Annotated in this window: 9 protein-coding genes; 5 read left to right on the top strand and 4 right to left on the bottom strand. The window is 61.2% G+C overall.

The features are described from left to right. The first annotated feature begins 110 nt into the window (after positions 1 to 110). From ABWP89_RS06235 to ABWP89_RS06215, 5 genes are all read left to right on the top strand, one after another. Positions 111 to 1,319, top strand: a complete 1,209-nt coding sequence (locus ABWP89_RS06235; RefSeq protein WP_353227977.1) for a glycosyltransferase — start codon at positions 111 to 113, stop codon at positions 1,317 to 1,319. Continuing rightward, entirely contained in the window at positions 1,297 to 3,303 is a 2,007-nt protein-coding gene (locus tag ABWP89_RS06230; RefSeq protein WP_353227975.1) for a hypothetical protein, read from the top strand. The genes ABWP89_RS06235 and ABWP89_RS06230 overlap by 23 nt, the downstream gene beginning before the upstream one ends. Before the next feature lie 605 nt (positions 3,304 to 3,908). Beyond that, a complete protein-coding gene (gene gmd, locus ABWP89_RS06225; RefSeq protein ID WP_353228045.1) occupies positions 3,909 to 5,030 on the top strand; it encodes a GDP-mannose 4,6-dehydratase in 1,122 nt (373 codons plus the stop codon). Positions 5,031 to 5,046: 16 nt separating this feature from the next. Continuing rightward, entirely contained in the window at positions 5,047 to 6,003 is a 957-nt protein-coding gene (fcl, locus tag ABWP89_RS06220; protein WP_353227974.1) for a GDP-L-fucose synthase, read from the top strand. Between the two features lie 14 nt (positions 6,004 to 6,017). After that, entirely contained in the window at positions 6,018 to 7,088 is a 1,071-nt protein-coding gene (locus tag ABWP89_RS06215) for an NAD-dependent epimerase/dehydratase family protein (protein ID WP_353227973.1), read from the top strand. A 279-nt stretch (positions 7,089 to 7,367) separates the two neighbouring features. On the opposite strand, the gene ABWP89_RS06210 is transcribed toward ABWP89_RS06215, so the two are convergent. The 4 genes from ABWP89_RS06210 to leuS all read right to left on the bottom strand — a co-directional run bounded on the left by ABWP89_RS06210 (position 7,368) and on the right by leuS (position 13,334). Continuing rightward, positions 7,368 to 8,786, bottom strand: a complete 1,419-nt coding sequence (locus ABWP89_RS06210) for a sugar transferase (protein WP_353227972.1) — start codon at positions 8,784 to 8,786, stop codon at positions 7,368 to 7,370. Positions 8,787 to 9,249: 463 nt separating this feature from the next. Continuing rightward, positions 9,250 to 10,272, bottom strand: coding sequence for a DNA polymerase III subunit delta (gene holA / locus ABWP89_RS06205; protein WP_353227971.1), 1,023 nt, complete (start codon positions 10,270 to 10,272; stop codon positions 9,250 to 9,252). Between the two features lie 7 nt (positions 10,273 to 10,279). Then, entirely contained in the window at positions 10,280 to 10,789 is a 510-nt protein-coding gene (lptE, locus tag ABWP89_RS06200) for an LPS assembly lipoprotein LptE (RefSeq protein ID WP_502915249.1), read from the bottom strand. Between the two features lie 10 nt (positions 10,790 to 10,799). Beyond that, the gene (gene leuS, locus ABWP89_RS06195; RefSeq protein ID WP_353227968.1) at positions 10,800 to 13,334 is read right to left on the bottom strand and encodes a leucine--tRNA ligase; all 2,535 of its coding nucleotides are present in this window, start codon (positions 13,332 to 13,334) and stop codon (positions 10,800 to 10,802) included. Between the last annotated feature and the right edge of the window lie 39 nt (positions 13,335 to 13,373).

Genomic DNA, 13,373 nt, shown 5'->3' with positions numbered 1-13,373 from the left:
AATCGCACGAACGAGACCTTTGGCCCATAAATCAGGGAAATATCCGCAAAGGCGGAACCACCCGAAGCCAAGCGTCTGGCTACACTGTCCAAGGAACAATCGGGTAGGACATGATCAGCAATCCGAACATTGCCAATTCCAGACCGCTGCGCGTGCTCATGTTGCATAACGCATACCAGCAGGCCGGTGGCGAGGATGCGGTTGCGCGCAATGAAGCCGCATTGCTGCGTGACGGCGGCCATGATGTCCAGACCGTTGTGGTAAACAATGACGACATCCGCGGTTTTTCGGACAAGCTCGAGGTCACGCTACGGATTCGCTACAATCCGGACCGCGCCCGCTGGATCGATGGCCTGATCGACTTGCATAAGCCAGACGTTGTCCACGTGCATAACTTCTTCCCGCGATTGACCTTTGCCGTCCACGCCGCGGCCCGCGCGAGAGGATTGGCGGTAGTTCAAACCTTGCACAATTATCGGCTTGGCTGCGCTGCAGCCACATTCGAGCGTGACGGACAGATCTGTGAAGACTGCCTCGGGCGTGTGCCATTGCCGGCACTTCGCCATCGCTGCTATCGCGGTTCGCTGGTCGGCACCGCCGGAATTATCGCTATGCAGCACAAAGCGATGACTGGCGGCTACCTTGCCGGTCAGGTCGACCGGTTTATCGCCTTGACAGAATTTGCGAAGGAAAAATACATCGCTATTGGCCTGCCGGAGCCGGCTATTACGGTCAAACCCAACTTTCTCGATCGTCCCGTCCGGCCCGAATTGGGGCCTCGCGCGGGAATGTTGTTTGTCGGGCGGATCACGCATGAAAAGGGCATCGTCGATCTGATCGAGGCATGGCGTACCCTGCCCGACATTCGGTTGACGATTGCCGGTGACGGGCCGTTGCGCGCCTCGCTGGCCGCCAGCGCACCGCCCAACGTGACATTTATCGGCAGTGTCGAGCCAGATCAGGTCGAAGCCGAGATGCGCCGCGCCGCTGCGCTGATTGTCCCCTCGATCTGGTACGAGGGCTTTCCGATGACCCTCGTCGAAGCTTTTGCCAACGGATTGCCCGCGTTGGTGAGCCGCATCGGTTCGCTTGCGGAAATCGTTGAACCCGGTGTGACCGGGTGCCATTTTACCCCTGGTCAGCCAACATCGCTGGCAGCTGCAGTGCGCGCCTTTGTGGCCGATCCCGGCGCGGCAGTGGCGATGTCGGCCAACTGCAGAGAGACGTTCGAACGGAACTATTCTGCGGTTCGAAACTTATCCATGTTAACGTCGATCTACCAAAAGGCCATGGCTGATGTCCAATCTCGACACAGGTGATAAAGCATCCGCCGATGGCAAAATCAGCCGCCGATCGGCGCTTGGTGGTGTAGTAGGGGTTGCATTTGCGACCGGGGTTCTTCCTGCGGACGCCGGGGCAACGGCCTCTGATCCCTTGTCAGCATCGCCCAACATGTCAGATGCGGCGCACCAGATGGGCTATCGGGCGCCGGCGCGGACTGCGGTACTGCGCGGAGTGGGTGACAAACTCGACGAAAACCGGTCAGTGCTTGATTTCATTCCTGCCGAGCGAAGGGCTGACATCCTGGCGGGAACCTCAACCTGGGACGCTGCCGAGACCATCAATGCCGGGCTGAAAGACATCGGCGGCGGACATGTGGACATGACGGCAGCACGCAAGCTGTCGATCGGCAGCCCGCTTATTCTGCCGCGCGGGACCGCGCTGCGCGGTAAAAATCAGATGGACGATACACTGGCGCGAGGTACCATCATCCAACTTTTGCCCGGTGCCAATTGCGCCGCTATCCAGACATGGTCGGCGGCCTATCCAGGCACCGGCCCTGGTACATATTTCGGGATCGATGGCCTGGTGATCGATGGCAACGCGGCCAATCAGTCTGCAAGCACGCCTGACGGGATAGTGCAGTTGTCTGGCGCATTTGTCCCCTCATACATCCGCAACACCTTCATCAAGGATGCGCGCGGTCCGGGGCTGGTCATGGGCTGCGGCAGGAACATGGCCATCACCGATGCGGGCATGGATATCGAGGTCGATAACGTGTGGGTGCTGTTTTCGGTGCCCGATGCTGGGCAATATGCCGTGGATACCAACCCTGGCTTTCGTTCTGACAATCCCCACGGTGATTATTCCGGCGCGGTGGCGGGACTTGTGACCATCAATCATTTGTTTGTTGATGTTGTCACGAGCGCTGCGCGACAAGACAGCCGCCGCGACCTGAGATATCGCCAGAGAGATAATATTCGCTTCCATGGCGTGGAAGCGCTCGAAGCCGGACATATCCATGTCGAGGGCGGCGTCCACGGCATCCGCATAGACCACTGCCGCACTGTCAACATCGGCATGGTATCGGGCGCGTGGATCACTGACGGCAAAACCGCAGATGCCGCGCTGGTGTCGATCGGGCCGGGAAACCAGGCGGTAAAGATCGGGGCGTTCAACTGCTACGGCGGCGTCAACAGTTCGCCTCCGATTCATGCCGCAATTTCGCCGGTGATGCGCGCTTCCGACTTTACGGGCGCAGCAGAGAACTGGCCCAACATGCCTGTCATCCCGGGTGGCAAGACGGTCAGCGGTGGCTATGCTGCCACGGCGTCCGGTGTTCCGCCGATGATGTTGGGATCGGCACCGAGAGCAGCGAACACACTGGATGTGGTCAAAGCAGGTTCCTATCCTGCTCCCGGCGTAAGGGTATTCTGGGAAGATCCTTCGGTCGCTGCCAGCCCGGAGCACTCTGCCTTCTATACCGATGGGCATGAGACATGTCTGGGGAGCACACAAAACCAGGCCGGGCAGTCGATGAAGGCGGCTATCACCTACAAATTCAGCGCCACGCCGACCAAAGACAGTATCGCCTTTTCAGACCCCATCACCTTGCCGCTGCGCGCGGATTTCACCGACATGAAGCCAGGCAGTCTGTCATGGATCGGCGGTAGCGGTGGCGTGGCCCGTCTTGGCATGGCCGGGCCGGATGGAACCCAACTGGAAATCCGACCGATGCGGTCTGGCAGCGGCACACCTTACGGTGTGGTTACGCCACGCATCGAGGGGGAGGAGTATTGGGACTATGCCAACAAGCGGAAATACGTCGCGACCAATGCGATGAATACGGGTTGGACATTGGTGGCTCATCCGCGCGGGCTCGGCATTTCGGTAAACCGCCCGCGTTCCCTCGGCATCGGGGAGCGCGGCCTCTGCTACCATGACACAACGTTGGCGGCGCACGGACAGCCGATATGGTGGACGGGAACAGTATGGGTGAACGGTTCGGGTTCGGCTGTTTGATAGTGTTCGGATGCTCGGGGATGTTGCATTGCTGCCCTGGACTTGGCCTGGCAAATTTGGGCACCGGGTTAAGTGGATGTTCTGCCTGACGGCGGCCAGAATGGCTGCATGACAGGAGCAGGGGTGAGCGGATGACCAAGCCGGAACACAAGCCCGGCCTTCAACGCGAAGGTGGCCATGGCCGCGGTGAAGCGGCTGAACTGGCAAGCGCGCTTGTGACGACCGGCCTGTTGCCGGGCCACTGACTGCGCGTCCCGCAGGCTCGGCAGCGGCAAGGGGACGCGGACATGACGGAGGCGCACCTGCAGCACCACGGGGCTTCAATTTTTACACAAAGGCGTTCTAATCCAGGTTGCCGGTGTGCTATGCCGATCATACCAGGCACGTCCTTCGCAACGGGACCCAATTTTTTGTCAGTATTGCGTCGGCGGACAATGAACAACAATGGATGTGCTATCGACCACGCGCTGGTTTATCGGCAAAGCGCGGTCCCGGAGACATAACCCACGCTGCAGGCGGCCATGTCGGCCGGAAACCAGCAGGCAATTTACCCCCGTTCAATTGTTCATTCTTTTTGTCACCATGGCTATGGAACTTGTCAGATCATGCAGAAAAAGGCACTCATTACCGGGATCACTGGCCAAGATGGATCATATCTGGCGGAATTCCTTTTGGAAAAAGGCTATGAAGTGCATGGCATCAAACGCCGTGCATCATCGCTCAACACCCAACGCATCGATCACATCTATCAGGACCCGCACACACCGGCGGCCAAATTCAAGCTGCATTATGGAGATCTGTCGGACACATCCAACCTGACCCGGATCATCCGCGAGATTGAGCCCGATGAGGTTTATAACCTTGGCGCGCAAAGCCACGTCGCGGTCAGTTTCGAGGCGCCGGAATATACTGCCGATGTCGATTCGATCGGCACGTTGCGGCTCCTGGAAGCAATCCGCTTTCTCGGACTGGAGCACAAGACCCGGTTTTACCAGGCGTCGACCAGCGAGCTGTATGGCCTGGTTCAGGAAATCCCCCAGCGCGAAACCACCCCATTCCACCCACGGTCGCCTTATGCCGTGGCCAAGATGTATGCCTATTGGATCACGGTAAACTATCGCGAAGCCTATGGCATGTATGCCTGCAATGGAATTCTGTTTAACCATGAAAGCCCACGTCGGGGCGAAACATTTGTGACGCGCAAGATTACGCGGGGATTGGCCAACATCGCCCAGGGTGCGCAAGATTGCCTGTATATGGGCAATATCGATTCGCTGCGTGACTGGGGTCATGCCAAAGATTACGTGCGCATGCAGTGGATGATGCTGCAACAGGATCAACCAGACGACTTTGTGATTGCGACCGGTGTGCAATATTCCGTGCGCGAATTTATTCTGTGGTCGGCGCGGCATCTGGGCATCGAACTGGAATTTTCGGGCCACGGCGTCGACGAAATCGCCACTGTTGCCGCCATTACTGGCGATGATGCGCCCACATTGAAGGTCGGTGATGTGATCGTCCGGATCGATGCCCGGTATTTCCGTCCGGCCGAAGTGGAAACATTGCTGGGTGATCCGACCAAGGCCAAGCACAAGCTGGGCTGGGTACCTGAAATCACAGCGCAGGAAATGTGCGCCGAAATGGTGGCCCACGACTTGAAGACCGCCAAACGCCATGCGCTGCTGAAACTGCACGGGTTGGATTTGCCGGTGTCCAATGAATATTGATCCGCGGAGAACAGGCATGCGTATTTATGTAGCTGGACACCGTGGCATGGTCGGTGGGGCAATTGCCCGCAGGCTGACCGCCCGCGGAGACGAGGTGATCACCCGCACCCATGCTGATCTCGATCTGACCGACCAGGCGGCGGTGCGCAGCTTTTTTGCAGAGGAACGCCCCGATGCGGTCGTGCTCGCAGCGGCGAAAGTCGGGGGCATCCTGGCCAACAACACGTATCCGGCCGAATTCATCTATGAAAACCTGATGATGGAGGCGAACGTTATCCACCAGGCATGGTCAGCCGGTGTCGCGCGGCTGCTGTTTCTGGGGTCATCGTGCATCTATCCTTGCGCGGTGGCGCAACCGATGCGCGAAGACGCGTTGCTGACCGGGGTGTTGGAGGCCACCAACGAGCCCTATGCTGTTGCCAAGATTGCCGGGATCAAACTGTGCGAAAGCTACAATCGGCAATATGGCACCGATTATCGCAGTGTCATGCCCACCAACCTGTATGGTCCGGGAGACAATTTTCACCCGGCCAATTCGCATGTGCTGCCCGCGCTGATGCGGCGGTTCCATGAAGCGGCGCAGGCCGGCGCTGACGAGGTGGTGATCTGGGGCACTGGCACCCCGCGCCGGGAATTCCTGCACGTGGATGACATGGCGGAAGCATCGCTGTTCGTGTTTGACCTGCCGCACGATGTCTATGCTACGCAGACGCAGCCGATGTCGAGCCATATCAATGTCGGTTCGGGCAGCGATGTCACCATTGCCGAACTGGCTGCAACGATCGCGGCGGTTACCGGCTATCGCGGCCGGATTTCCTATGACACGGCCAAGCCGGATGGGACCATGCGCAAGCTCATGGATGTTTCGCGGCTGACCGCGATGGGATGGCAGGCCGGCATCGATCTGCAACAGGGTATTGCCGAGACCTATCAGTGGTTTTTGCACAACGCTGCGCAACTGCGCGAGGCGTGATTGTGGCGCCCGACGTGGTGAGGCACGACGGCGCGCCACGCACGGTGCTGGTGACCGGATCGGCCGGTTTCATCGGCTATCATCTGTGCCGGCTGCTGATCGATGAAGGGTTCAATGTCGTCGGTTTCGATGCGATGACCGACTATTATGATGTCAATCTGAAACGCCGGCGCCATGCCATGCTGCTGCAATCGGCGCGGTTTCGCATGGTCGAGGCGCGACTGGAAGACCATGCAGCGCTGCACGCGCTGTTTGATCGCGAACGGCCGGATGCGGTGGTCCATCTCGCCGCGCAGGCGGGCGTGCGCTACAGCTTGGAAAACCCCCGCTCTTATCTGGAAAGCAACCTGGTCGGCACGTTCAATGTGATGGAATGTGCGCGTGAATTCAGGGTCGGGCATCTGTTGATGGCATCGACATCATCGGTCTATGGCGCCAACACCAAACTGCCCTATGCCGAGACGGACCAGACCGACCATCCGCTGACATTTTATGCCGCGACCAAAAAAGCCAATGAGGTCATGGCCCATAGCTATGCCCATCTGTGGGATATGCCGGTTACCATGTTCCGGTTTTTTACGGTTTATGGCCCGTGGGGGCGGCCCGACATGGCGCTGTTCAAATTCGTCAAGGGCATCATCGATGGCACCCCGATCGATGTGTACAACCACGGTGAAATGTACCGCGATTTCACTTATGTGGGCGATCTGGTACGTGGCATCCGGCTGCTGATCGACGCGGTGCCGGTGCGCGCCGACGACCCGGCGACGATCCCGGCGTGGGATACGCTAAGCCCGGCCGCGCCGTTTCGCGTGGTCAACATCGGCAATTCAGACACTGTCAAACTGACCGATTTCATCGATGCGATCGAACGCGAATGCGGGCGCAAGGCGATCCGGCGCGAACTGCCGATGCAAAAGGGCGATGTTCCCGCCACCTGGGCCGATGCCACGCTGCTGCGCGAACTGACGGGTTATGCCCCTCAGACCAGGGTCGCCGATGGCATCCGTGCGTTTGTTGCATGGTACCACGATTATTTTGATGCGGGAGAGCGCGGGCATGATCCGCACGGGCGGCAGCCATGACCGTGGGTAGACAGGTTCCGACCGCGAAGTGTTTCGCTGCGCAATCTGGAGCCATGGTCGGTCTATTCGGGCAACCCTGCTGAAATCGTGAAAGCGCGCTGATGAAACGGGCCGGATCAGCCGGTCGCCAGTCCGCCGCCCTGATGCGCGTGCCCGACCGGTGCAATAGCGCAGGGTGCCAGAAAACCGGGCGCCGGTCGTTTGGAACAACGGTCTGGCAACAACGGTGTATGGAGAACTGCGGGTATCAGGCGAAACGCAACATGCCTTGCCTGTGGATCAAAACGCGCGGTGGTGGATCAGCACTTTCACAGTGCCCAGCACGATCCTGATATCGCGCAGGATGGTCCAGCCGTTGACGTATTCCAGATCGGCCTGCAGCCGTTCGGACAGATCAGCCTCCGTATCCGTCGCGCCGCGCAGGCCCCGCATCTGGGCCAGCCCGGTCAGCCCGGGCTTAAGCGAATGACGCAGCAGATAGCGTGAATCGACTTCCCAGAACCGCTTGTTTCCGGCCAGCGACCCGATCGCGTGCGGGCGCGGGCCGACAATGCTCATATCGCCACGCAGCACGTTGATCAGCTGCGGCAATTCATCGATGCTGGTGCGGCGGATAAACCGGCCCACACGGGTGATGCGATCATCGTCGCGGCTGGCCGAACGGTGGCCGGCATGATCGAGCTGCTGGGTGCGCATCGACCGGAATTTGTAGATCCAGAACAGGCGGTTGTTACGCCCCTGGCGCTGCTGGCGGAAAAACACCGGGCCGCCGTCTTCGAGCCGGATCAGCACCGCGACCACGACCAGCAGCGGCATCAGGAACAGCAGCGCCGGCCCTGCCAGTGCAATATCCATGCCCCGCTTGATCGCGCGGCCCTTAAGACTAAGCGGGCCGGCAGACACCACCAGCGTGCCAAAATCATTGCCGCGGCGTGCGCCGATCACCCCCAGCGCGTGCACGTCCGGATCGACGATTTCGCCAGAAATGTTTGATCCTTTGAACACCATGCCCCATGCGGCGCGGCGTTCGGGCGGGCAGGTGACCAGCACCCGGTCCATGTTGGTCATGAACAGGCCCAACCGGTCGAGCATGTGCGGATCACAGAAATCCGGTTTCAGGTTGTGTTCGCGGGTCGCCACCGTCCAGGCGTTTGGAATGCGCACAATCCCGCCGCCATCATCGATGATCAGCACGTTTTCTGCGGTCGGACCGCAGCGACGCACCACGAAGGACCGCATGACGCTGCGGATGCTGGCCAGCACCACTGCCGAGGCCAGCAGATCCAGTTGCAGCGACAGCCGCCCGATCTCCACGCTGCTGTGCGCGAGATAGAACAGAAAAATCAACGCGGTCAGCGCAACCATAAGCGAATAGATCGCCTGCACTTGCGCATACCGCGGGGAAATCAGCGAGCGCACCGAATAGACGCCCATATTGAGCGCGCAAGTCCAGTACAGCGGGATGAACAGCGGCAGCAGATCGCTCAATGCGGCGATATCATGCCGGCCCAGCGCCATGCCCACCGACAGGAACGCCGCGACAATGCCCAGCGTGTCGAGCACCATCAGCGTCAGATAGACCTGCAGGCGGCGCCGTTCCAGCGAAGGGGCAAGTGGCAGCACAAAGCGCTGCGAAGTGGGCATTGCCGATGCGCGGTCACGCTCCAGTAGCGCGGCAGGTTCCGTAATTGCGGTCATAACTGCCCCTCGGAAATCCGCTTCATATCGGCACGTCCCCTGCCAGTCCGGTCAAGGAGCGGCATCGGCCGACAATATTGCACTGCGGCAAAATAGGTTTGAATCCGATTCGGATCAATCGCTATTGTTGTTACGATCCTGCCGTTCATCGTGTGTCAGGCCCATTCCGTCATTATTGGGACAGTTTGCGGTACTGCCTGTTGCGCGAACGCGGGGTGCGGTGCTGGTTCCGTAGCGTCCACCACGCACCGCCATTCTGCGTTTTACCGCGGATTGTCTACCCCGAACGCGCGGGATCGCCAGGCTGTGTTGAAACAGGGCGATCGGCGCTGCCGTTACCTGACGCGCCAACTTGGCCGCACACGACGGTAAAGGTCAGGTTTACACCAATTTGGATATATTGTGCGTTCGGCATGAACATTCGCAGGCCGCCGAGCTACCGCGGTCAGCCGGACAGCACGGATCAACGGGCCGATGCGCGCGCGATTTCGATGATGGCCTGTTGCAGCCGCACTTGCGCCCCGGGGCTGTTGGTCAGCATGTCGCGATGCAGTGCGGCCAGGCGAGTCACCAGCCGTTCAATGCGTGGGCCCCGCCATTTTTGCAATTGCAGCATCAGATCCGGCTTGTCTTTGAAAAACACCCGCCGGCTCTGCATTTCGCGCTCCATGAACGCGCTCACGTTGGTGGCACTGCCCAGCCGGGCGGCCAGGCCGGTCAATTGCACCGCGCGCCGTTCAAACGCCAGCAGCAGCCCGACCGCGTTGATATCCCCCGCGGCCAGCTTTGGCAGTTCGCGCGCGACGCGGTCGACCATCCCGCCCAGCGCCGCGTTGACCAGTGGGGTCATGCTGTCTTCGCCGGTTTCGGCGCCGATCGCGGCCAGATCTTCCGGGGTGACAGTTTTGGGCGATTCGCGGGCAGCATCCAGGTACAGTGCCAGCTTTTCCAGCTCACTGCGCACGATCCGGCTGTCGAGCGTGGCGGCCTGCGCGATCGCTTCGGCCAGCCCGTCGTTCATGCGCAGCCCCAATGCTTCGGCCTGGGTTCGCACTGCTCCGCTGATCGTGGCGAGATCAGGCGGATAAAACATGGCGACCAGCGCGTCGTCGCGATCGACCAGCAATTTGGCCACGCGCGATTTGTCGGACGCTGCGCTGGCCACCAGCAGCACCGGCCAGCCAGGCACGGTATCGGCCATCAGCATCACCACCGCGTCGTGGGCTTCATCACCCGCCATCGCCACCCGGATCACGCGCCGATCGGCAAACAGCGAGGATGATCGCGCCTCATCAGCCAGGCGCATGGGGTCGGCCTTGAGCTCCGCGCCGGTAAATTCCACCAGTTCCGCCGGTTGCAGCCGTTCCAGCGCCAGCGCCGCAGCATCGGCGGCGCCCGCCTGATCGGACCCGCAAAAATACAGTACCCGCGCTTTGCGCAAGTTGCGGTCGAGCGTCGAGCCAAAGGTTTTTTGCGTGGCCTTCATGCCGCGATCACGGGTGCTGCCCGGCTTTTCCGGCCTGGCGCAACCGCAATGCGACATTGGTGACGATCTGATTGGCAATCGCCCTGGCCAGATTTTCCTGCGCGGTCTGTTCCGCGCCGATCACCGCATATTCGCTTGATACGATATCGATCCCGGCATCCGCATCGGCGGTGGCGTCGACGATGATCGCGCCACTGGCCAGATCGGTCAGCTGATAGCGTGCGCGCATCACCCGGCGTTCCCGGCTGACCGAATCGTCAGACTGGACGATCATGCCGATCAGCTTTTCATCCAGCCGCACATCCAGCCGATAGCGCGCATTGCCCGCAGCCGCGCCGCCCAGCCGGTCGGCCACTGCGTTGCGCACCAGATAGCCGGCCTTGCCCTCGATCGGCGTGATCAGCACTGCTGCGACATCGCGTGCCACCGTGCCCGACCCACCGCCGCCATACATTGGCTGCAACCCACAGGCCCCCAGCGGCAGTGTGGCCAGTGCCAGCAAGGCAATTGCGCGCAGCGCGCGCGCATCAGGCAACAAGATTCACCAGCCGGTCGGGCACCACGATCACCTTTTTCACCTCTGCACCATCCAGCGCACGCTGCACTTTGTCCGAGGCCAGCGCCAGCCGTTCCAGTTCGTCGCGCGCGGTGCCCTTGGGCACGGTCAGCGTATCGCGCAGCTTGCCCTTGACCTGAACCGCAACAGTGACTTCATCGTCGACCAGCAGCACGGGATCAACCTCTGGCCAGGCGGCATCGGCAATCAGCCCGCCGGTACCCGCCGCCGACCAGACCTGTTCGGCCAGATGCGGCATCATCGGCGCCACCAGCAGCAACAGGGTCATGATCGCCCGGCTGCGATCGGCAGAGGGCGCGGCCTTTTCGATCGCGCCGGTCAGTTCGTAAATGCGCGCGACGGCTTTGTTGAACCCCAGCGCCTCGATATCGCTGGCCACCGCGTGCACGGTCTGGTGCGCCTTGCGCGCCAGGTTGCGGTCTTCGCCATTGGCGTCGCGGTCGACTTGCGCAAACAGCCGCCACAGCCGCTGCACAAACCGCGCGCAGCCCTCGATGCCCGCTTCCGACCACGGCAGATCGCGTTCGGGCGGGCTGTCCGACAGCATGAACCAGCGGATGGCATCGGCGCCATAGCACGCGACAATCTCGTCGGGGTCCACCACGTTCTTCTTGGACTTCGACATCTTGATCACGCGGCCGATCGTGACCGTGCCACCATCGGCGCGCAGCACCGCGCCATCGCCGCCGCGATCGACCTCGGCCGGGCTGAAATAGACCGGCTGGCCGTTGTCGGGGTTGCGCCGCTCATAGGTTTCGTGCGTGACCATGCCTTGCGTAAACAGGCTGGCAAACGGTTCGGTCACATCGATCAGTCCGATATGCGCCAGCGCGCGGGTCCAGAACCGCGCGTAGAGCAGATGCAGGATCGCGTGTTCGATCCCGCCGATATACTGTTCCACCGGCAACCATTTGGCGATCATCGCGCGATCGAACGGGGCATCGGCCGGCTGGCTGGCAAAGCGCAGGAAATACCACGACGAATCGACAAACGTGTCCAGTGTGTCGGTCTCGCGCCGCGCCGCATGGCCGCATTGCGGGCAATCGACGTGCTTCCACGTCGGGTGGCGATCGAGCGGATTGCCCGGCGACGAAAATTCGACATCGTCGGGCAGTGTGACCGGCAACTGCTTTTTGGGCACCGGCACCACGCCGCACACTTCGCAATGCACAAACGGGATAGGCGTGCCCCAATAGCGCTGACGCGATACGCCCCAGTCGCGCAGGCGCCACACCGTCTTGCCCTGGCCCCAGCCTTCGGCCTCGGCCCGGGCGATCACCGTGGCTATCGCATCCTTGACAGTCGCGCCGTTCAGGAAACGCGAATTGACGATCACGCCATCGCCGGCTTCGGCTTCACCCGCAAACGGTGCGTCCGCCTCGGCAGCGCTGGCGGCCACCACGCGGATGATCGGCAGGGCATACTTGGTCGCGAATTCAAAGTCGCGCTGGTCGTGCCCGGGCACGCCCATGACCGCGCCGGTGCCATATTCCATCAGCACGAAATTGGCGATGTAGACCGGCAGGTGCCAATCCGCATCGAACGGATGGACCACGGTGTAACCGGTATCGAAACCCAGCTTTTCGGCGGTTTCCAGCTCGGCCGCGGTGGTGCCGCCCTGTTTGCACCGGTCGATGAACGCGGCAACCTCGGGACGTGTGCGCGCCAGGTCCTGCGCGATCGGATGATCGGCCGCAATGGCCACAAAGCTGGCGCCAAAGATGGTGTCGGGCCGGGTGGAATAGACCGGGATCGGGCTCCCGAGCGGCTCCACCGGGGCAAAGCTGAACTGCAACCCTTGTGATTTGCCGATCCAGTTTTCCTGCATCAGCCGCACTTTGTCGGGCCATTTGTCGAGCGCGCCCAATCCGGTCAGCAGATCATCGGCAAACGCGGTGATGTTCAGGAACCACTGGTTCAGCTTGCGCTTTTCCACCAGCGCGCCCGACCGCCAGCCGCGCCCGTCGATGACCTGTTCGTTGGCCAGCACGGTCATGTCCACCGGGTCCCAGTTGACCGCGGATTCGCGCCGATAGACCAGCCCGGCGGCATAGAGATCAAGGAACAGCGCCTGTTCGTGCCCGTAATAGCTGGGATCGCAAGTGGCCAGTTCGCGGCTCCAGTCGAGCGCAAAGCCAAGCCGCTGCAATTGCGCCTTCATGTTGGCGATGTTGTCGCGGGTCCAGCCGCCGGGGTGGACGCCCTTTTCCATCGCGGCGTTTTCGGCCGGCATGCCGAACGCGTCCCAGCCCATGGGGTGCAGCACTTCGTGCCCGGTCATCCGCTTGTAGCGCGCCAGCACGTCGCCCATGGTATAGTTGCGCACATGGCCGATGTGAATGCGCCCCGATGGATAGGGAAACATTTCAAGCACATAGCTATGCGGTTTGGCCGACATGTCGTCAGCGCGAAAGGTCTGGGCAGCGGCCCAGGCGTGCTGCCAGTGGAGATCGGCGGTGGCGGGATCAAAGCGGTCTGCGGTCATCATCGCCCTCTACGCGAACCGCACGGCCCAACGCAACCA

Source organism: Novosphingobium sp., from assembly GCF_040398825.1.
In the GTDB taxonomy this organism is placed as follows: domain Bacteria; phylum Pseudomonadota; class Alphaproteobacteria; order Sphingomonadales; family Sphingomonadaceae; genus Novosphingobium.
The sequence above is the reverse complement of the archived record's forward strand: the minus strand, read 5'-3'. Positions and strand labels throughout refer to the sequence as shown.